The sequence below is a fragment of the Pseudomonas sp. CYM-20-01 genome, assembly GCF_023169845.1.
Lineage (GTDB): Bacteria > Pseudomonadota > Gammaproteobacteria > Pseudomonadales > Pseudomonadaceae > Aquipseudomonas > Aquipseudomonas azotoformans.
Genome location: NZ_AP025169.1, coordinates 2385400 through 2404794, shown reverse-complemented (window position 1 = coordinate 2404794; position 19395 = coordinate 2385400). Strand labels below are relative to the sequence as shown.

The following is a 19395-nucleotide window of genomic DNA, read 5'->3' as shown; positions in this document are numbered from 1 at the left end:
CAAGGTGAGTCAGCGAATTTGCGCATCGCTGACTCACCACTAGACTCAGGGCTCCTCTCACATGGAAGTCCCTTCAATGAAGCTATCCCGTTCCCTGCGCCAGGCGATTGCCCTGGCCACCCTTCTGTCCGCCGGCAACCTGATCGCTCACGCCGCCGATATCCCGCTGTCCAAATCCCTGGAAGCCGATGAAGTTACTACAAAAGTATTGGCCGTCGATGCGGCCAAACATCAGGTGGTGCTGGCCGGTGCCGAGGGGCGTGAAGTGCATGTGCAACTTACCGATGCCGCCAAGGACCTGGGCAACCTCAAGGTCGGTGACCAGGTCAAGGTGCTGACCACTCACTCGGTTGCGGCGGTGCTGGACACCGATGTGGACAAGAGCCCACCGGATGCCAGCGAAAAAACCGGCGTGATCCGCGCCACCGCCGACAATCCCAACCCAGGCGGTGCAGCTTTCCGCCAGGTGCAGGTGCAACTGAAGATCACCCATATCGACCTGAAGAAAAACCAGGTCACCCTGGAGAACCCTGCCGGTGCGACGAAGGTGTTGAATGTGGAGAAACCGGAGATTCGCGCCGGCCTCAAAGACCTGAAAGTCGGGCAGAGTGTCCTGGTAACCTTTACCGACACCTTGGAGATCACCACCGATCACGAAAGCTAAGTACGGTGCAAAGAGGCGGGCATCACGCATGGTGCCCGCTGGGGTCAAGCCTGTCGGGCCTGGCTCAGGTAGTTTTCGATGTTGCCCATTTGCTCGTCCCACCCGCGTGAGTTCATCTTGAAGGCCTTTTGCCGACGTGCTTCGGGCACCGCGTCAAAGCCGGACTCGACCACCCGCAGCAGAATGCCCGGTGCACGGTCTTCAACGGTAAACTCCACCAGTGTCGGGGTTTCCTGGTCGTAGTCGACGCCCGCCTCGACCGCGAAGGGGTGCCACCAAAAAGAGAACAGCGTTTGCGGCAGAATGCGTTCGATCCTGGCCTTCCAGATCACATGTTCATAACCCGGATAGGTGATAGGTGCCTCGATGGCTTGCCCGGCAACAAAGGCTTTGCCTTCGAGGGCGATACCAAACCAATGGCCGAATTGCTCGGCATCAGTGAGGGCTTCCCACACCTGTCTACGTGAAGCGTTGAGCAGGACTTTCCGTTCGATTCGATCCAATACATGCATAAGTCACCTCCTCCATTGACAGTAGGCGACATCGACCAATGCGCAACCTAGGATTGTAAGCAATGATGATGGCCCCTTCCTTACCGGCAATTACGTTATGACTGACCCATTGAATGGAAGTTGCTTCTGCAAGGGCGTGCGGTACCAGGTGAGGCGTCTGGACATGCCGATCAGCCACTGCCACTGCGAGAGCTGCCGCAAGGTGCATGCAGCGGCATTTGTCGCGACAGCCGGCGTGATGCGCGAACACTTTCGCTGGACCCAGGGCGTGGAGCTGCTGGCGTCTTTCGAATCGTCGCCGGGCAAGCTCAGGCATTTCTGTTCGCGTTGCGGCTCACACCTGATGGCAGAACGTGGGCATCAACCGCACGTCATCGTGCGGGTAGCGACGCTGGATGATGATCCGGGCGTCAGGCCCACCACGCACATCTGGACGGCCCATGATGTGCCCTGGCTTGCCTATGAAGGCGTAGAGCAATGGGACGAGTGGAAAGCCTGATTAAACCTTCGGGTCTCCAGGTGCTTTGGCGGGCGTCGCATATTGCGGCTTCAAGTGACCTTCCTGGTCGAGCAACCAGGCGTCCATGATCTGGCGCACGACCGGCCCAGCAACCCGGCCGCCGGCTTCACCGTTTTCGATCATCACCGAAATCACGATTTTCGGGTGTTCGGCCGGCGCAAAGCCGACGAACAACGCGTTGTCGCGGTGGCGCTCCAGGGTCTTTTCACGGTTATAACGCTCGCCCTGCTTGATCGCGACCACCTGTGCGGTACCACTCTTGCCAGCGATGCGGTATTGCGCGCCTTGTGCGGCAGCGCGGGCGATGCCGCGTGGGTCGTGCATCACCAATTGCATGCCATGGTTGACCTGCTCCCAATCACGTGGGTCCTTGAGGACCACATTGGGCATAGGGTTTTCATCCACCGGTGGCACGCCGTTAATGGTCTTGGCCAAGCGGGGTCGGTTCCACACGCCTTTGTTGGCGATCAGGGCGGTGGCTTGGGCCAGTTGCAGCGGTGTGACCTGCATGTAGCCCTGGCCGATGCCGAGGATCACGGTCTCGCCTGGGAACCAGGGTTGGCGGCGAGTGGCGCGCTTCCAGGCCTGGGAAGGCATCAAGCCGGCTGACTCTTCAAACATGTCCAGCGACACTTTCTGGCCCAGGCCAAATTCAGCCAGGTAGTCGTGCAGGCGATCGATGCCCAGCTTGTGGGCCAGGTCATAAAAGTAGGTGTCGTTGGAGCGCATGATGGCGGCGTCCATGTCGACCCAGCCGTCGCCGCTGTGGTTCCAGTTGCGGTATTTGTGGTCGAAATCCGGCAGTTGGTAGTAACCGGGATCGAACACACGGGTTTGTGCAGTGACGACACCACTGTCGAGGCCGGCGATGGCGACTTCCGGTTTGATGGTCGAGCCCGGCGCATAGAGCCCGCGCAGGACGCGGTTGAACAGTGGCCGGTCGATGGAGTCATGCAGCGCGGCATATTCCTTGAAGCTGATCCCGGTGACGAACAAGTTAGGGTCGAAACTCGGTTTGCTGACCATGGCCAGCACTTCGCCGGTTTGTGGGTCGAGGGCAACCACCGAGCCACGGCGATCGCCCAAGGCTTCTTCCGCCGCCTCCTGAAGGTGGACGTCGAGGCTCAGTACGATGTTTTTTCCGGGGATCGGATCGGTGTGCTTGAGCACACGCAGCACACGGCCCTGGGCGTTGGTCTCGACCTCTTCATAACCTACGTGACCATGCAGCTCGGACTCGTAGAAGCGCTCGATGCCGGTTTTGCCGATGGACTGAGTGCCGCGGTACTCAACCGAATCGAGGGCTTTGGATTCTTTCTCGTTGATCCGTCCCACGTAACCGATGGAGTGCGCAAAGTGGGCGCCCAGGGGATAGTGGCGAACGAACTGAGGTTCTACATCAACCCCTGGCAGACGGAACTCGTTCACCGCCAGCAGCGCGATCTGCTCTTCGGTCAGCTCGTAAAACAATGTCACAGGGACAAAGGGGTGGCGTGCCTGCTTCAGCGCCTTGTCGAACACCGCGCGATCCTCGGCGGGCAGATGCAGCAAACTGACGATGGCGTCCAGCTCCCCCTTGAGGTCGGTGGTGCGCTCTCGGGTGATGGTCAGGTTATAGCTAGGCCGGTTGTCGGCCAACACGACGCCATTGCGATCGTAGATCAGCCCACGCGTCGGCGTGATGGGTAATACGTGGACGCGGTTGTTTTCGGAAATCGTGGAGTGATAGTCGAACTGCACGACCTGCAGGAAGTACATGCGCCCCACCAGGGCGCAGGAAATGCCAATCACCAGCAGCGCACAGGCGAGCAGGCGCTTGTTGACCAGGCGGTTTTCTTTTTCGTGATCTTTGATGGGTATCGGTTCAGGCATTTCTACAGCATCTCGTTGAAGAAGGTCGACGCCGCGTCCTGCGGGTGAAAAATCAATCCCTGTGAAAATGTGCTGCACCATACCAAAAATGCAGAAACACTTTGCATCGATTTCCCCAACGGTACGGTATTTATCGAGGATGAGTAGCGCTTGAGTTTTCGACCGCCCAAAACAAAACCCCTGACTGCGTTAGCAATCAGGGGTTCTGGAATTTAATCTTGACGATGACCTACTCTCACATGGGGAAACCCCACACTACCATCGGCGATGCATCGTTTCACTGCTGAGTTCGGGATGGGATCAGGTGGTTCCAATGCTCTATGGTCGTCAAGAAATTCGGGTACTGAGTCGTGGCCTGGGCCTCGCTTCAGCAAATTGGGTATGTGACAGCTTTCGGTGTTTTGTGAACATCGAACTTTCGGTTCATTTCGTCTTCACACACCGCAATCTGATGCTCGTTAGAGTAGTCAAATTGCTTGGGTGTTATATGGTCAAGCCTCACGGGCAATTAGTATTGGTTAGCTCAACGCCTCACAGCGCTTACACACCCAACCTATCAACGTCGTAGTCTTCGACGGCCCTTCAGGGAACTCAAGGTTCCAGTGAGATCTCATCTTGAGGCTAGTTTCCCGCTTAGATGCTTTCAGCGGTTATCTATTCCGAACATAGCTACCCGGCAATGCCACTGGCGTGACAACCGGAACACCAGAGGTTCGTCCACTCCGGTCCTCTCGTACTAGGAGCAGCCCCTCTCAAATCTCAAACGTCCACGGCAGATAGGGACCGAACTGTCTCACGACGTTCTAAACCCAGCTCGCGTACCACTTTAAATGGCGAACAGCCATACCCTTGGGACCGGCTTCAGCCCCAGGATGTGATGAGCCGACATCGAGGTGCCAAACACCGCCGTCGATATGAACTCTTGGGCGGTATCAGCCTGTTATCCCCGGAGTACCTTTTATCCGTTGAGCGATGGCCCTTCCATACAGAACCACCGGATCACTAAGACCTACTTTCGTACCTGCTCGACGTGTCTGTCTCGCAGTCAAGCGCGCTTTTGCCTTTATACTCTACGACCGATTTCCGACCGGTCTGAGCGCACCTTCGTACTCCTCCGTTACTCTTTAGGAGGAGACCGCCCCAGTCAAACTACCCACCATACACTGTCCTCGATCCGGATAACGGACCTGAGTTAGAACCTCAAAGTTGCCAGGGTGGTATTTCAAGGATGGCTCCACGCGAACTGGCGTCCACGCTTCAAAGCCTCCCACCTATCCTACACAAGCAAATTCAAAGTCCAGTGCAAAGCTATAGTAAAGGTTCACGGGGTCTTTCCGTCTAGCCGCGGATACACTGCATCTTCACAGCGATTTCAATTTCACTGAGTCTCGGGTGGAGACAGCGCCGCCATCGTTACGCCATTCGTGCAGGTCGGAACTTACCCGACAAGGAATTTCGCTACCTTAGGACCGTTATAGTTACGGCCGCCGTTTACCGGGGCTTCGATCAAGAGCTTCGCGTTAGCTAACCCCATCAATTAACCTTCCGGCACCGGGCAGGCGTCACACCCTATACGTCCACTTTCGTGTTTGCAGAGTGCTGTGTTTTTAATAAACAGTCGCAGCGGCCTGGTATCTTCGACCGGCATGAGCTTACGGAGCAAGTCCTTCACCCTCACCGGCGCACCTTCTCCCGAAGTTACGGTGCCATTTTGCCTAGTTCCTTCACCCGAGTTCTCTCAAGCGCCTTGGTATTCTCTACCCAACCACCTGTGTCGGTTTGGGGTACGGTTCCTGGTTACCTGAAGCTTAGAAGCTTTTCTTGGAAGCATGGCATCAACCACTTCGTTACCTAAAAGGTAACTCGTCATCAGCTCTCGGCCTTAAGATCCCGGATTTACCTAAGATCTCAGCCTACCACCTTAAACTTGGACAACCAACGCCAAGCTGGCCTAGCCTTCTCCGTCCCTCCATCGCAATAACCAGAAGTACAGGAATATTAACCTGTTTTCCATCGACTACGCTTTTCAGCCTCGCCTTAGGGACCGACTAACCCTGCGTCGATTAACGTTGCGCAGGAAACCTTGGTCTTTCGGCGTGGGTGTTTTTCACACCCATTGTCGTTACTCATGTCAGCATTCGCACTTCTGATACCTCCAGCAAGCTTCTCAACTCACCTTCACAGGCTTACAGAACGCTCCTCTACCGCATCACTTACGTGATACCCGTAGCTTCGGTGTATGGTTTGAGCCCCGTTACATCTTCCGCGCAGGCCGACTCGACTAGTGAGCTATTACGCTTTCTTTAAAGGGTGGCTGCTTCTAAGCCAACCTCCTAGCTGTCTAAGCCTTCCCACATCGTTTCCCACTTAACCATAACTTTGGGACCTTAGCTGACGGTCTGGGTTGTTTCCCTTTTCACGACGGACGTTAGCACCCGCCGTGTGTCTCCCATGCTCGGCACTTGTAGGTATTCGGAGTTTGCATCGGTTTGGTAAGTCGGGATGACCCCCTAGCCGAAACAGTGCTCTACCCCCTACAGTGATACATGAGGCGCTACCTAAATAGCTTTCGAGGAGAACCAGCTATCTCCGAGCTTGATTAGCCTTTCACTCCGATCCACAGGTCATCCGCTAACTTTTCAACGGTAGTCGGTTCGGTCCTCCAGTTAGTGTTACCCAACCTTCAACCTGCCCATGGATAGATCGCCCGGTTTCGGGTCTATTCCCAGCGACTAGACGCCCTATTAAGACTCGCTTTCGCTACGCCTCCCCTATTCGGTTAAGCTCGCCACTGAAAATAAGTCGCTGACCCATTATACAAAAGGTACGCAGTCACAGAACAAAGTCTGCTCCCACTGCTTGTACGCATACGGTTTCAGGATCTATTTCACTCCCCTCTCCGGGGTTCTTTTCGCCTTTCCCTCACGGTACTAGTTCACTATCGGTCAGTCAGTAGTATTTAGCCTTGGAGGATGGTCCCCCCATATTCAGACAAAGTTTCTCGTGCTCCGTCCTACTCGATTTCATGACTAAGAGATTTTCGCGTACAGGGCTATCACCCACTATGGCCGCACTTTCCAGAGCGTTCCGCTAATCTCAAAGCCACTTAAGGGCTAGTCCCCGTTCGCTCGCCACTACTAAGGGAATCTCGGTTGATTTCTTTTCCTCAGGGTACTTAGATGTTTCAGTTCCCCTGGTTCGCCTCTTGCACCTATGTATTCAGTACAAGATAACCATCTTATGATGGCTGGGTTCCCCCATTCAGACATCTCCGGATCAAAGTCTGTTTGCCGACTCCCCGAAGCTTTTCGCAGGCTACCACGTCTTTCATCGCCTCTGACTGCCAAGGCATCCACCGTATGCGCTTCTTCACTTGACCATATAACCCCAAGCAATCTGGTTATACTGTGAAGACGACATTCGCCGAAAATTCGAATTTCTCAACTAAGAGAACTCACAAATTTTACCTTAGCCTGATCCGCTACCAGTGAAAGTAACGTTCAGTCTATCTTTCTATCACATACCCAAATTTTTAAAGAACGATCTAATCAAAGACTAGAAATCAACATTCATCACCGTCTTGGTGGAATGCTCATTTCTAAGCTTTCAAAACTTTCAGAAGCAGTAGTGGTGGAGCCAAACGGGATCGAACCGTTGACCTCCTGCGTGCAAGGCAGGCGCTCTCCCAGCTGAGCTATGGCCCCGTATTTCTACAGGCGTTTCCCACACAAAATTGGTGGGTCTGGGCAGATTCGAACTGCCGACCTCACCCTTATCAGGGGTGCGCTCTAACCAACTGAGCTACAGACCCAATTTCGGGCTGCTTCTTATCGTCTTCTTCAATGAATCAAGCAATTCGTGTGGGAACTTATGGAGCAGCTGATGTCGTCGATTAAGGAGGTGATCCAGCCGCAGGTTCCCCTACGGCTACCTTGTTACGACTTCACCCCAGTCATGAATCACACCGTGGTAACCGTCCTCCCGAAGGTTAGACTAGCTACTTCTGGTGCAACCCACTCCCATGGTGTGACGGGCGGTGTGTACAAGGCCCGGGAACGTATTCACCGCGACATTCTGATTCGCGATTACTAGCGATTCCGACTTCACGCAGTCGAGTTGCAGACTGCGATCCGGACTACGATCGGTTTTATGGGATTAGCTCCACCTCGCGGCTTGGCAACCCTCTGTACCGACCATTGTAGCACGTGTGTAGCCCAGGCCGTAAGGGCCATGATGACTTGACGTCATCCCCACCTTCCTCCGGTTTGTCACCGGCAGTCTCCTTAGAGTGCCCACCATTACGTGCTGGTAACTAAGGACAAGGGTTGCGCTCGTTACGGGACTTAACCCAACATCTCACGACACGAGCTGACGACAGCCATGCAGCACCTGTCTCAATGTTCCCGAAGGCACCAATCTATCTCTAGAAAGTTCATTGGATGTCAAGGCCTGGTAAGGTTCTTCGCGTTGCTTCGAATTAAACCACATGCTCCACCGCTTGTGCGGGCCCCCGTCAATTCATTTGAGTTTTAACCTTGCGGCCGTACTCCCCAGGCGGTCAACTTAATGCGTTAGCTGCGCCACTAAAAGCTCAAGGCTTCCAACGGCTAGTTGACATCGTTTACGGCGTGGACTACCAGGGTATCTAATCCTGTTTGCTCCCCACGCTTTCGCACCTCAGTGTCAGTATTAGTCCAGGTGGTCGCCTTCGCCACTGGTGTTCCTTCCTATATCTACGCATTTCACCGCTACACAGGAAATTCCACCACCCTCTACCATACTCTAGTCAGTCAGTTTTGAATGCAGTTCCCAGGTTGAGCCCGGGGATTTCACATCCAACTTAACAAACCACCTACGCGCGCTTTACGCCCAGTAATTCCGATTAACGCTTGCACCCTCTGTATTACCGCGGCTGCTGGCACAGAGTTAGCCGGTGCTTATTCTGTCGGTAACGTCAAAACAATCACGTATTAGGTAACTGCCCTTCCTCCCAACTTAAAGTGCTTTACAATCCGAAGACCTTCTTCACACACGCGGCATGGCTGGATCAGGCTTTCGCCCATTGTCCAATATTCCCCACTGCTGCCTCCCGTAGGAGTCTGGACCGTGTCTCAGTTCCAGTGTGACTGATCATCCTCTCAGACCAGTTACGGATCGTCGCCTTGGTGAGCCATTACCTCACCAACTAGCTAATCCGACCTAGGCTCATCTGATAGCGCAAGGCCCGAAGGTCCCCTGCTTTCTCCCGTAGGACGTATGCGGTATTAGCGTTCGTTTCCGAACGTTATCCCCCACTACCAGGCAGATTCCTAGGCATTACTCACCCGTCCGCCGCTCTCAAGAGAAGCAAGCTTCTCTCTACCGCTCGACTTGCATGTGTTAGGCCTGCCGCCAGCGTTCAATCTGAGCCATGATCAAACTCTTCAGTTCAAACATCTTTGGGTTTTTAAGAAACCCTAAACTTGGCTCAGCAATCGTTGGTTACATCTTTGATTTCTCGCGGAGTAACTTGTGATGCTGATAATCTTGTTGACTATCAGTCTGACTCCACAAGCACCCACACGAATTGCTTGATTCAGTTGTTAAAGAGCGGTTGGTTAAGATCTTTCGTCTCAACCGAGGCGCGCATTCTACAGCAGCCTCATTTGCTGTCAAGTGATTATTTTCAGAAGTTTTCGAAGATTTCTTCAACAACTTCAACCACTTGCGCTTCCGATCTCTCGTTAGCGGGAGGCGAATTCTACAGCGTTACACGCTGCTGTCAACACCTCTTTTTCTCCGCTTTCGACCGAGAGGATCGAAACGTTAATAGAGCCAGACAACACTGCTCTACCAACTCCTTCTGGGCTTCGATGAACTGAAGCAAGTCGCTGTCGAATTCTGCATAACCCTTTGTTTACCAAGGAGTTTTCCGTTTCGACTGCGCCGGAAGTGGGGCGAATTATAGACTTCCAGAATCTGCCGTCAACCCTTAATTTGCTTTTTCTATCAAAGAACCGGAAACGCTCAAAATTCGCCCTGTATGACGCATTAAAAAGGATAGTTGAGCAATATATTGCTCAACACTAAACAGTTGAGCATCATAGCGCCCTTGCTTCTCTATATATGACTTCGGACGAATACCCCAATGACCACCTCCCCCCGCAGCCTGGCCTCGACACTGTTCCCTGTCGGCCTGCTGTTGATCGCCATGGCCTCCATCCAGTCCGGCGCCTCGCTGGCCAAGAGCATGTTCCCTATCGTTGGCGCACAAGGCACCACAACCCTGCGCTTGATTTTCGCCAGCGTGATCATGCTGCTGCTGTTACGCCCGTGGCGCGCCAACCTGACCTCCAAGTCCTTACGCACCGTCATCGTCTACGGGATGGCGTTGGGTGGCATGAACTTTCTCTTCTATATGTCATTGCGCAGCGTGCCCCTGGGGATTGCGGTCGCCCTGGAGTTCACCGGCCCCCTCGCGGTGGCCATCTACGCCTCTCGGCGCGCGGTCGACTTCCTGTGGATTGCCCTCGCCATCATCGGCCTTCTCTTGTTGATCCCGATGGGCGAGGCCAGCGGCGGTATCGACTTGCTGGGGGCAGCCTACGCGCTGGGAGCAGGCGTGTGCTGGGCGCTCTACATTCTATATGGCCAGAAAGCAGGGAATGACAACGGGGTCCAGACCGCCGCCCTTGGGGTGATGATCGCCGCATTGTTTGTTGCGCCTATTGGCATCGTCCATGCTGGTAGCGCATTGCTGACTCCCGCGCTAATCCCGATCGCCATCGGCGTCGCCATTCTGTCCACCGCCCTGCCTTACACCCTGGAAATGGTCGCACTGACGCGCCTCCCCGCGCGCACCTTCGGCACCCTCATGAGCATCGAGCCGGCTTTCGGCGCGCTCTCCGGCCTGTTATTCCTGCACGAGCACTTATCGCTCGCTCAGTGGCTGGCAATCACTTGCATCATTCTGGCCTCCGTAGGTGCCACGGTGACGATGCGCAGTGAGCCAAAGCCTTTGGTTGCCTCGGATTGAAGTCTGTTTGAATGTAGCTCTGGTATTTACCGCACATTTAGGCCATGTTTAGGCCGCAAACGAATGTCAATCATGGAGAACTTCGACAAGGACAGCGCGAACGCTACACCCGAGAGCGAGTAGAGCCGGCCTCTGGCATTGCAAGGCGGCTATTAAGGATAGGAATGAAGCGAATTTTGATACTGTTAATGGTCATGGCCGTTGCTGGTTGTGCCGCGACCACCAAGACAGAAGTGAAACGTGGCAAAAAAGGGCTGCATATCAACTGTTCCGGCTTGTCCTCTTCCTGGGAGCAGTGCTACACCAGTGCGACCAACGCCTGTGGCGCCAAGGGCTACCGAGTAATCGCAAAGTCCGGTGACAACTCCGAGGAGCCTGGGGACTACCCCTTCGGCCTCAACCCTGCCGGCTACACCAGCCGCAGCATGATCGTTATCTGCAAGTAATCGCCTGAGCAGTCATCTCTGACTGCTCCTATTAAATCCAGATACAAACCCTACCCTTCACCACACGGCGTCTAAACTCTTGCTCGATCATCGAGCCGAGGGAGGTCCCATGACGCACAACAAAAAAATCGTATTAGTAGTGGGCGCGGGTGATGCAACCGGCGGCGCCATTGCCAAACGCTTTGCCCGCGAAGGCTACGTGGCCTGTGTCACCCGCCGCAGCGCCGATAAGTTGCAGCCCCTTATCGAGAGTATTCACGCCGCTGGCGGTGAAGCCCATGGGTTTGCCTGCGATGCGCGTAAAGAAGAAGACGTCATCGCGCTGATCGAACAGATCGAAACCGAGCTGGGCCCGATCGAAGCCTTTGTATTCAATATCGGCGCCAATGTGCCGTGCAGCATCCTGGAAGAAACTGCGCTCAAGTATTTCAAGATCTGGGAAATGGCCTGCTTCTCCGGCTTCCTAAATGCACGCGAAGTGGCAAGGCGGATGGTCACGCGTAATCGAGGCACCATCCTGTTCACGGGCGCCACCGCAGGGTTGCGCGGCGGCGCAGGTTTTGCTGCATTCGCCGGGGCCAAGCACGGCATTCGGGCGCTCGCGCAAAGCATGGCGCGGGAGCTGGGGCCCAGGAACATCCATGTCGCCCATGTCGTGGTCGATGGCGCCATTGACACTGACTTCATTCGCGACAACTTCCCGCAGAAATACGCACTCAAGGACCAGGACGGCATCCTCAACCCTGAGCATATCGCCGATAACTATTGGCACCTCCACAGCCAGCCACGCGATGCCTGGACCTTTGAACTGGACCTGCGCCCCTGGAATGAACCCTGGTAAGCACGCCCCTATAACAATAAGCAGCGAGCATCGACCATGAGTAAAACCCTGGAATTCTTCTTTGACCTGGGCAGCCCCGCCACCTACCTGGCCTACACCCAGCTACCGGCATTGTGCACGGCAACCGATACACAGCTTGTGTATAAACCCATGTTATTGGGCGGCGTGTTCAAGGCCACCGGTAACGCCTCTCCAATCACCGTTCCTGCAAAGGGTCGCTACATGCTTGATGACCTGGCGCGTTACGCCCGGCGCTACAACGTACCGCTCCGGTTCAACACGCACTTCCCCATCAATACGCTGGTGTTGATGCGAGCGGTCACCGGCATCCAATTACACCAGCCTGAACGTTTCCTGGACTTCGTTGATTGCCTGTTCCATGCCTTTTGGGTCGAAGGCCGTCACCTGGGAGACCCCGCCGTCCTGGCTGCCGTACTCACTGAATACGGATTTGCCGCCAATGAAATCCTGAATTTGGCCAATGACGAAACCGTTAAGACTGCCCTGAAGGACAACACCGAACAGGCCGTTCAACGCGGCGTGTTCGGTGCCCCCAGTATGTTTGTAGGCAACCAGCTGTTCTTCGGTCAGGACCGTCTGGAATTTGTGCGCGAAGCGTTGAGTTAGAGCTTGATGGCCAAAACGCCCTGGCACGTTACTGCCTAGCAGGTAATCAGATAGCCGCAGTGCGTACCTGCAACCACTCCAGCGCTGCACCACTGAGCAATGGGCTCAAACGCGTGCGCACCTCAGCGTGGTAAGCGTTGAACCACTGGCGCTCGTCGGCCGTGAGCAACGATGGCTCCAGGCAGCGCGTGTCGATCGGGCATAAGGTCAGGGTTTCGAACTTGAGAAACTCACCGAACTCGGTCTTGCCCGCTTCACGGTTCAACACCAGGTTCTCGATCCGCACGCCCCAACGCCCCGGACGGTAAGTCCCCGGTTCAATGGAGGTGATCATCCCTGGCTGCATCGCCGTTTGCGGCGCAGTGGCCGCCTGGTAGGCAATCACTTGCGGACCTTCATGCACATTGAGGAAATAACCTACACCGTGGCCAGTACCGTGACCGTAGTCCACGCCTTCCGCCCAGATCGGCGCGCGGGCAATCGCATCCAGCAGCGGTGACAGGATCCCTTTCGGAAAATGGGCACGGGACAAGGCAATCACGCCCTTGAGCACCCGGGTACAGTCACGCTTCTGCTCGTCACTCGGCGTGCCGATCGGCACCATCCGCGTAATGTCCGTAGTGCCGCCCAGGTATTGGCCACCCGAATCGATCAGCAGCAGGCCATCGCCTTCGATCAATGCGTGTTCTTCTTCAGTGGCGTGGTAATGCGGCATCGCGCCATTGGCGTTGTAGGCCGCAATGGTGTTGAAACTCAACGACACATAACCAGGGCGGCGGGTACGCGCAGCGGTCAAGTGTTCGTCGATGGTCAATTCGGTGATGCGTTCACGGCCCAGCGCACTGTCCAGCCACGCGAAGAATTCACACAGCGCTGCGCCATCCTGTTCCATGGCTTGACGGATATGTTCCGCGTCGGCCAGGCTCTTGCGGGACTTGGCCAATGTGGTCGGGTTGAGGCCTTCGACCAGCTTGACGCCGGCATCGAGATTCTCCAGCAAACCCGCGGTAACGCGCGCCGGGTCGACCTGCAAACTGGCGCCCGCCGGCACCGCGCGCAATGCACCCGCAACCTCGCTGTAGTCGCGCAGGGTCACGCCATCCTGCCCCAGCACAGCCCGCAATTCGGCGTCGACTTTGCTCAGCGCCACAAACAGAGTGGCCTGTTGTTGATCGATCAACGCAAAGGACACAAACACCGGGTTGAACGAAACGTCACCACCACGCAGGTTGAACAGCCAGGCAATGTCATCCAGGGTCGCGATGAAATGCCAGTCGGCGCCCTTCTCTTTCAAGGCAGCACGCAGCGAAGCGAGTTTTTCAGTACGGCTGACAGTAGCCTGCGGTGGCAGGTGTTGATAGATCGGCTGGTTCGGCAATGCCGGACGGTCTTGCCAGACTTCATCGAGCAGGTCGATATCGGTACGCAAGCGCGCGCCGCGCTCCGCCAACTTACCGCCCAGGGTACGCGCCGAAGCCACGGCCATGACCGCACCATCCACCGCCACCACGCCACCTTCCGGCGTTTGCTCGGCCAGCCACTCCAGCGGGCCGGGTTGGCCCGGCTGCAGCTTCACCAATTCGATGCCGCTGCCCTTGAGTTCCTTGGTCGCCTGTTCCCAGTAACGGCTATCGGCCCACACACCGGCGAAATCCGCAGTGACAATCAGCGTTCCCACCGAGCCATGAAACCCCGACAGCCACTGCCGCCCCTGCCAGTAACCCGGCAAGTACTCGGACAAGTGCGGGTCGGCCGACGGCACCAGCAGGGCGTGAATGCCCTCGCGGCTCATCAGTTCACGGGTATGCGCCAGGCGCTGGGGAACCGTTCCATGGGTCAAGGGCTGCGTACTCATTGTGTCTCCTGCTAACCACGAATAATTATTATGTGTTGCGATAGATGAATCAGACCGCCCAGAACGCCGGTGCACTGGCGAGGGCCGCCTTGATCAGTTGTACCGCCTGGTCGATATCCTGCTCGGTGGTAAACCGGCCGAGGCTCAAGCGGATGGTGCGGCTGGCGCTACGCGCATCATGGCCCAGGGCGAGCAGCACATGGGACGGTGCATTGCTGGCCGAATTGCAGGCCGAGGTCGCAGAAAACGCGATCCCTGCACTCAACGCAGCGGCGTTGAATTCGCCTTCACTGAACGTGAGGCTCAGGGTATGTGGAATACGCTGTGTAGCGCTGCCATTGAGGCGCACACCAGCCACCGAATCCAACTGGTCAAGCAGGCGCTGGCGCAGAGCCACGATCACCGCCTTTTCTTCAGCGAAAGACGCCGCCGCCAAGGCGAACGCGGTGCCCATGCCGGCAATCTGATGGGTCGCCAGGGTGCCGGAACGCAAGCCACCTTCGTGGCCGCCGCCGTGAATCTGCGCCAGGACTTTCTGCTGCGCCCGTGGCCCGACATACAACGCGCCGATACCTTTGGGGCCATACAGTTTGTGCGCGGAAAACGACATCAGATCCACCGGCCACTGCGCCAGATCGATCGCCACCTTACCCGCACCCTGCGCCGCATCCACATGCAACAACGCGCCGTGTTCACGCACGCGGGCACCGATGGCGGGGATATCGTTGAGGGTGCCCAGTTCGTTGTTCACCAGCATCAGCGACACCAGGAAGGTGTCCTCACGCAAGGCTTCGCTGACGGCCTCGGCGCTGATCAAGCCATCGGCGTCCGGCACCAGGTAGGTCACGGCCACACCGGCTTCCTGCAATTGTCGCGCGGTATCCAGGGTGGCCTTGTGTTCGATCTGGCTGGTGATGATATGCCCACCCGCCACGCCCCGCGCCTGGGCCACGCCCTTGATCGCAAGGTTGTTGGACTCGGTGGCACCGGAGGTCCAGACGATTTGTTCGGGGTTGGCACCGACCAGTTCGGCCACCTGGCGACGCGACTGTTCAACCGTTTGCCGGGCCGCCTGGCCGAACGCGTGGGAACTGGACGCGGGGTTACCGAAATTGGCATTGAAGCCCAGACACTCGACCATCACCTGGATGACCCGCTCATCCACCGGGGTGGTGGCGGCGTAGTCGAAATACAACGGACGTTTATTCATGACGTTAGAAACTCGCAGAGCAGGTTCCCGAGAGCAGCGTCTCAGGGGCACGGACCGGGACAGAGGTCGTCAGGTTTAACCGATCACATGCCATTAAAGAAGGACCACTTTATGTAAATGTGCGTAGGAACGCTCCTGAAATTCAGCTTAACAGGCTGAAGTCGCCCCATGGAAAACAAAAAGCCCGAGGATCCTTGTGGATAACCTCGGGCTTTTTTGCCGCTGAGCGCGGATTCAACTGGGACGACCATGCAGGGTCACGCTGCGTTCGGCGTTCATTTCGCCCTGGCGATCAAATCCGAAGGGTTTCTGTGGCTGGCCGGTCAGTGCGGCACGCTGCTGTTGATATTCGTCAAACGACAAACCACGACGGCTCAATGCCTCCAGGGCCAACTGTTTGGTTTCTTCCGCGGTGTAGGGACGCAATTCAGGCGAAGGATGGGTCGCACATCCGGCAAGGACTGAGCTGACAATCAATAAGGAAACAGCGAGGAATCGGTTCATGGCGGTGGCCCTGCAAAGGAGGTTTCGAGTCAATGAAGACAGGCTACTCCCGCCCTTTCACGGTGAAAAATCACCTGCCTTGATAGTTGCTATCAACCGCCAAGGCACCTTCGATAGCAGTGCCTTTTATATTTCTTTATGATCTATAAATATGGAAATACGTTCATTTACGGAATAAATACAACCCTCTATAACGGGTGCTACACCGCCCTGGCACTGTTGCCCACGCAACTGTTGCCCTGGCAACAGCCAATCAACAAATCACCAGGCAGCCAACACCGGCATTTTTCAGCAGTGAGCCTGCAACCCACGTCAATCAAGGCCTGCACCCGTTGGTACAGCTCTTGCTCAAGCGGTTGCACTCCACCTGCTATGAACCACTGTTGAAAAAGGAACTGTTCATGACCCGTCCCCTGAATGTCGTTGCCCTCTCCGGCGGAACCTGGCGCCCGTCCCGTACCCTGGTGTTGACCCAGGCGGTGCTGGCTGAGTTGGCGACCTTGCTGCCGATCCAGGCCACCCTGATCGAGCTGGGCGATATCGCCAGGCCGCTGGGTGGTGCGCTGTCCCGTGATGAACTGCCGGCAGAAGTCGAAGCGCAACTGTTGGCCATCGAACAGGCCGATTTGCTGATCGTCGCCGCCCCGGTCTATCGCGGCTCCTACCCAGGACTGCTCAAGCATCTGTTCGACCTGGTCGGCCTCAATGCGCTGATCAATACACCCGTGCTTCTGGCGGCAACCGGCGGCAGCGAACGCCACGCACTGGTCCTCGATCATCAACTGCGCCCGCTGTTCAGCTTCTTCCAGGCCCTGACCCTGCCGATCGGTGTGTACGCCACCGAAGCCGACTTCACCGACTACCAGATAACCAGCGAATTGCTGAAAGCCCGTATTCAACTGGCGGCAGAACGCGCAGCGCCTTTGTTTGCCGCGCACTCCCCCTCTCTGCTGAAAATCGCTTAAGGATTGGTCATGGATGTTTTCTGGTTTCTGCCCACACACGGCGACGGTCATTACCTGGGCACCACCCAAGGTGCGCGGCCGGTCACCCTCAATTATCTGAAACAAGTCGCCCAGGCGGCTGACAGCCTGGGCTACCACGGCGTGCTGATTCCTACCGGACGCTCGTGCGAAGACTCCTGGGTCATCGCCTCAGCGCTGGTGCCGCTGACCGAACGCCTGCGTTACCTGGTGGCAATTCGCCCGGGCATCATTTCGCCGACTGTCTCGGCGCGCATGGCGGCGACCCTCGATCGCCTGTCTAATGGCCGCCTGCTGATCAACGTGGTGACCGGCGGCGACCCCGACGAAAACCGTGGCGACGGTAGCTTTCTCGACCACGCCGAACGCTACGAAGTCTCCGACGAATTCCTACGCATCTGGCGTCGCGTGTTGCAGGGCGAATCGGTAGATTTCGAAGGCAAACACCTGCGCGTGCAGAACGCCAAGGCCCTTTATCCGCCGGTGCAGAAGCCTTACCCGCCGCTGTACTTCGGTGGATCCTCCGACGCCGCCCACGACCTCGCCGCCGAGCAGGTGGACGTGTACCTGACCTGGGGCGAACCACCCGCGGCTGTCGCGGAAAAACTTGCGGATGTGCGTGAACGCGCTGCCCGCCACGGGCGCACCGTGAAGTTCGGCATCCGCCTGCATGTGATCGTGCGCGAGACCGAAGAAGACGCCTGGAAAGCCGCCGACACGTTGATCGAGCACATCAGCGACGAAACCATCGCCGCCGCGCAAAAATCCTTTTCGCGCTTTGATTCCGAAGGCCAACGCCGCATGGCCGCCCTGCACGACGGGCGCCGTGACAACCTGGAAATCGCCCCCAACCTGTGGGCCGGCGTCGGCCTGGTGCGCGGCGGGGCCGGCACCGCGCTGGTGGGCAACCCGCAACAAGTGGCCGAACGCATCAAGGAATACGCGGACCTGGGGATCGAGAGCTTCATTTTCTCCGGCTACCCGCATTTGGAAGAAGCCTATCGCTTCGCCGAGCTGGTGTTCCCGTTGCTACCGGAACCCTATGCCAGCCTTGCCGGCCACGGCATCACCAACCTCACGGGCCCCTTTGGCGAAATGATTGCCAACGATGTGTTGCCGACCAAAGCTTGAGATCAATGAGGAACACCGTGTGACCGCCAAACCCCACAGCGTCCTGCCGTCCCCCTTGCAGACCGCCAGACTGCTGGCCGCCGAATTCGCCCTGACCGCCGTCGAACGTGACGAACGCGGCGGCACCCCCAAGGCTGAACGCGACGCCCTGCGCCAGAGCGGCCTGCTGGCCCTGAGCATTCCCACCCAGTACGGTGGCCTCGGCGCACGCTGGAGCGACACCCTGGGTATCGTGCGTGAATTCGCCAAGGTCGACAGCTCCATCGCCCATGTCTTCGGTTTTCACCACCTGATGCTCGCCACCGTGCGCCTGTTTTCGCGCCCGGACCAATGGCAACCCTGGTTCGAACAGACCGCGCGCAAAAACTGGTTCTGGGGCAACGCCCTCAACCCGCTGGACACGCGCACCGTGGTCAAGGATTTCAGCGGCTGGCGCGAGTTCTCCGGCAAAAAGAGCTTCTGCTCCGGCGCCAGCGACTCTGAAATGCTGATCGCTTCGGCGGTGGACGAATCCGCCGGTGGCAAACTGCTGATCGCAGCGATCCCCAGCGGGCGCAGCGGCATCACCTTGCACAATGATTGGAACAACATCGGCCAGCGCCAGACCGACAGCGGCAGCGCCAGCTTCGAACGGGTGCGCGTCGAAGAATCCGAGCTGCTGCTCGATCCGGGACCGCTGAGCACACCCTTCGCCTGCCTGCGCCCGTTGATTGCCCAACTGACCTTCACGCACATGTTTCTCGGCATTGCCGAAGGTGCTTTCGAAGAAGCCCGCAACTACACGCTGACCGAAACCCGCGCCTGGCATAAATCCTCAACCGAAGACGTGCGCCAGGACCCTTACGTGCTGCACCACTACGGCGAATTCTGGGTCGCCCTGGAAGGCGTGCGCCTGCTGGTGGAGCGTGCCGCCGACCTGCTCGACCAGGCCTGGGCCAAAGGCCCGAACCTCAGCGAAACCGAGCGCGGACAGTTGGCCATTGCCATCGCCACCGCCAAAGTCGCCGCTACCCGCCAGGGCCTGGACCTGTGCAGCCGCCTGTTCGAAGTCACCGGTGCACGCTCCACCCATGCGTCGCTACGACTGGACCGTCACTGGCGCAACCTGCGCACGCAAACCCTGCACGACCCGGTGGACTACAAACTCCACGAACTGGGGGACTGGGCATTGAACCACTCCCTGCCGATTCCGACGTTCTATTCCTAAGAGAGGTG

General features: G+C 57.1%; 14 protein-coding genes, 2 tRNA genes and 3 rRNA genes. 9 read left to right on the top strand and 10 right to left on the bottom strand.

Features of this window, described 5'->3' with window-relative positions; genetic code table 11:
- Positions 1 to 76: 76 nt before the first annotated feature.
- Positions 77 to 664 (top strand): hypothetical protein, encoded by a 588-nt coding sequence (locus M2497_RS10980; RefSeq protein WP_248487406.1) that lies wholly within the window; start codon positions 77 to 79, stop codon positions 662 to 664.
- A gap of 44 nt (positions 665 to 708) precedes the next feature.
- Here M2497_RS10980 and M2497_RS10975 read toward each other — a convergent pair whose 3' ends face one another.
- Positions 709 to 1176 (bottom strand): SRPBCC family protein, encoded by a 468-nt coding sequence (locus M2497_RS10975; protein WP_248487404.1) that lies wholly within the window; start codon positions 1174 to 1176, stop codon positions 709 to 711.
- A gap of 97 nt (positions 1177 to 1273) precedes the next feature.
- On the opposite strand from M2497_RS10975, the gene M2497_RS10970 reads away from it, so the two are divergent.
- On the top strand, positions 1274 to 1675 hold the full coding sequence (locus M2497_RS10970; protein ID WP_248487402.1) for a GFA family protein: 402 nt from the start codon (positions 1274 to 1276) through the stop codon (positions 1673 to 1675).
- On the opposite strand, the gene mrdA is transcribed toward M2497_RS10970, so the two are convergent.
- From mrdA to M2497_RS10940, 6 genes are all read right to left on the bottom strand, one after another.
- Positions 1676 to 3568 (bottom strand): penicillin-binding protein 2, encoded by a 1893-nt coding sequence (gene mrdA, locus M2497_RS10965; protein WP_248487400.1) that lies wholly within the window; start codon positions 3566 to 3568, stop codon positions 1676 to 1678.
- 216 nt (positions 3569 to 3784) lie between these two features.
- Positions 3785 to 3900, bottom strand: a 5S ribosomal RNA gene (gene rrf / locus M2497_RS10960).
- Between the two features lie 155 nt (positions 3901 to 4055).
- Positions 4056 to 6947, bottom strand: a 23S ribosomal RNA gene (locus M2497_RS10955).
- 249 nt (positions 6948 to 7196) lie between these two features.
- Positions 7197 to 7272 (bottom strand) — tRNA-Ala (locus M2497_RS10950).
- A 30-nt stretch (positions 7273 to 7302) separates the two neighbouring features.
- Positions 7303 to 7379, bottom strand: a tRNA-Ile gene (locus M2497_RS10945).
- A gap of 82 nt (positions 7380 to 7461) precedes the next feature.
- Positions 7462 to 8998 (bottom strand): 16S ribosomal RNA (locus M2497_RS10940).
- Together the 16S, 23S and 5S rRNA genes with 2 tRNA genes alongside form the textbook arrangement of a ribosomal RNA operon.
- 697 nt (positions 8999 to 9695) lie before the next feature.
- Here M2497_RS10940 and rhtA point away from each other — a divergent pair.
- The 4 genes from rhtA to M2497_RS10920 all read left to right on the top strand — a co-directional run bounded on the left by rhtA (position 9696) and on the right by M2497_RS10920 (position 12497).
- On the top strand, positions 9696 to 10583 hold the full coding sequence (gene rhtA, locus M2497_RS10935; RefSeq protein WP_248487398.1) for a threonine/homoserine exporter RhtA: 888 nt from the start codon (positions 9696 to 9698) through the stop codon (positions 10581 to 10583).
- A 164-nt stretch (positions 10584 to 10747) separates the two neighbouring features.
- Complete coding sequence (locus M2497_RS10930; protein WP_248487396.1) at positions 10748 to 11029, top strand: hypothetical protein; 282 nt, start codon at positions 10748 to 10750, stop codon at positions 11027 to 11029.
- Between the two features lie 109 nt (positions 11030 to 11138).
- Positions 11139 to 11870: an SDR family oxidoreductase gene (locus tag M2497_RS10925; protein WP_248487394.1), complete on the top strand. Its 732-nt coding sequence runs from the start codon at positions 11139 to 11141 to the stop codon at positions 11868 to 11870.
- 36 nt (positions 11871 to 11906) lie between these two features.
- Complete coding sequence (locus M2497_RS10920; protein WP_248487392.1) at positions 11907 to 12497, top strand: 2-hydroxychromene-2-carboxylate isomerase; 591 nt, start codon at positions 11907 to 11909, stop codon at positions 12495 to 12497.
- Positions 12498 to 12543: 46 nt separating this feature from the next.
- Here M2497_RS10920 and M2497_RS10915 read toward each other — a convergent pair whose 3' ends face one another.
- The 3 genes from M2497_RS10915 to M2497_RS10905 form a co-directional block, all read right to left on the bottom strand.
- Positions 12544 to 14352, bottom strand: coding sequence for an aminopeptidase P family protein (locus M2497_RS10915; RefSeq protein ID WP_248487390.1), 1809 nt, complete (start codon positions 14350 to 14352; stop codon positions 12544 to 12546).
- A 49-nt stretch (positions 14353 to 14401) separates the two neighbouring features.
- Positions 14402 to 15562 (bottom strand): aminotransferase class V-fold PLP-dependent enzyme, encoded by a 1161-nt coding sequence (locus M2497_RS10910; protein WP_248487389.1) that lies wholly within the window; start codon positions 15560 to 15562, stop codon positions 14402 to 14404.
- Between the two features lie 234 nt (positions 15563 to 15796).
- Positions 15797 to 16066 (bottom strand): hypothetical protein, encoded by a 270-nt coding sequence (locus M2497_RS10905; RefSeq protein ID WP_028615811.1) that lies wholly within the window; start codon positions 16064 to 16066, stop codon positions 15797 to 15799.
- 401 nt (positions 16067 to 16467) lie between these two features.
- On the opposite strand from M2497_RS10905, the gene msuE reads away from it, so the two are divergent.
- Genes msuE through M2497_RS10890 form a run of 3 tightly spaced genes read left to right on the top strand, consistent with a single transcriptional unit; the run spans position 16468 to position 19387 of the window.
- Positions 16468 to 17031, top strand: coding sequence for an FMN reductase (msuE, locus tag M2497_RS10900; RefSeq protein WP_058426944.1), 564 nt, complete (start codon positions 16468 to 16470; stop codon positions 17029 to 17031).
- A 9-nt stretch (positions 17032 to 17040) separates the two neighbouring features.
- Positions 17041 to 18180, top strand: a complete 1140-nt coding sequence (ssuD, locus tag M2497_RS10895) for an FMNH2-dependent alkanesulfonate monooxygenase (protein ID WP_248487388.1) — start codon at positions 17041 to 17043, stop codon at positions 18178 to 18180.
- A 19-nt stretch (positions 18181 to 18199) separates the two neighbouring features.
- Complete coding sequence (locus M2497_RS10890; protein ID WP_248487387.1) at positions 18200 to 19387, top strand: acyl-CoA dehydrogenase family protein; 1188 nt, start codon at positions 18200 to 18202, stop codon at positions 19385 to 19387.
- The last annotated feature ends 8 nt before the right edge of the window (positions 19388 to 19395 follow it).

Excerpts from the sequence above, each read along its gene's own strand:
- ssuD (WP_248487388.1), top strand. The coding sequence starts at position 17,041 with ATGGATGTTTTCTGGTTTCTGCCCACACACGGCGACGGTCATTACCTG.
- msuE (WP_058426944.1), top strand. The coding sequence starts at position 16,468 with ATGACCCGTCCCCTGAATGTCGTTGCCCTCTCCGGCGGAACCTGGCGC.
- M2497_RS10970 (WP_248487402.1), top strand. The coding sequence starts at position 1,274 with ATGACTGACCCATTGAATGGAAGTTGCTTCTGCAAGGGCGTGCGGTAC.
- M2497_RS10915 (WP_248487390.1), bottom strand. The coding sequence starts at position 14,352 with ATGAGTACGCAGCCCTTGACCCATGGAACGGTTCCCCAGCGCCTGGCG.
- rhtA (WP_248487398.1), top strand. The coding sequence starts at position 9,696 with ATGACCACCTCCCCCCGCAGCCTGGCCTCGACACTGTTCCCTGTCGGC.
- M2497_RS10925 (WP_248487394.1), top strand. The coding sequence starts at position 11,139 with ATGACGCACAACAAAAAAATCGTATTAGTAGTGGGCGCGGGTGATGCA.
- M2497_RS10930 (WP_248487396.1), top strand. The coding sequence starts at position 10,748 with ATGAAGCGAATTTTGATACTGTTAATGGTCATGGCCGTTGCTGGTTGT.
- M2497_RS10975 (WP_248487404.1), bottom strand. The coding sequence starts at position 1,176 with ATGCATGTATTGGATCGAATCGAACGGAAAGTCCTGCTCAACGCTTCA.
- M2497_RS10920 (WP_248487392.1), top strand. The coding sequence starts at position 11,907 with ATGAGTAAAACCCTGGAATTCTTCTTTGACCTGGGCAGCCCCGCCACC.
- mrdA (WP_248487400.1), bottom strand. The coding sequence starts at position 3,568 with ATGCCTGAACCGATACCCATCAAAGATCACGAAAAAGAAAACCGCCTG.
- M2497_RS10910 (WP_248487389.1), bottom strand. The coding sequence starts at position 15,562 with ATGAATAAACGTCCGTTGTATTTCGACTACGCCGCCACCACCCCGGTG.
- M2497_RS10980 (WP_248487406.1), top strand. The coding sequence starts at position 77 with ATGAAGCTATCCCGTTCCCTGCGCCAGGCGATTGCCCTGGCCACCCTT.
- M2497_RS10905 (WP_028615811.1), bottom strand. The coding sequence starts at position 16,066 with ATGAACCGATTCCTCGCTGTTTCCTTATTGATTGTCAGCTCAGTCCTT.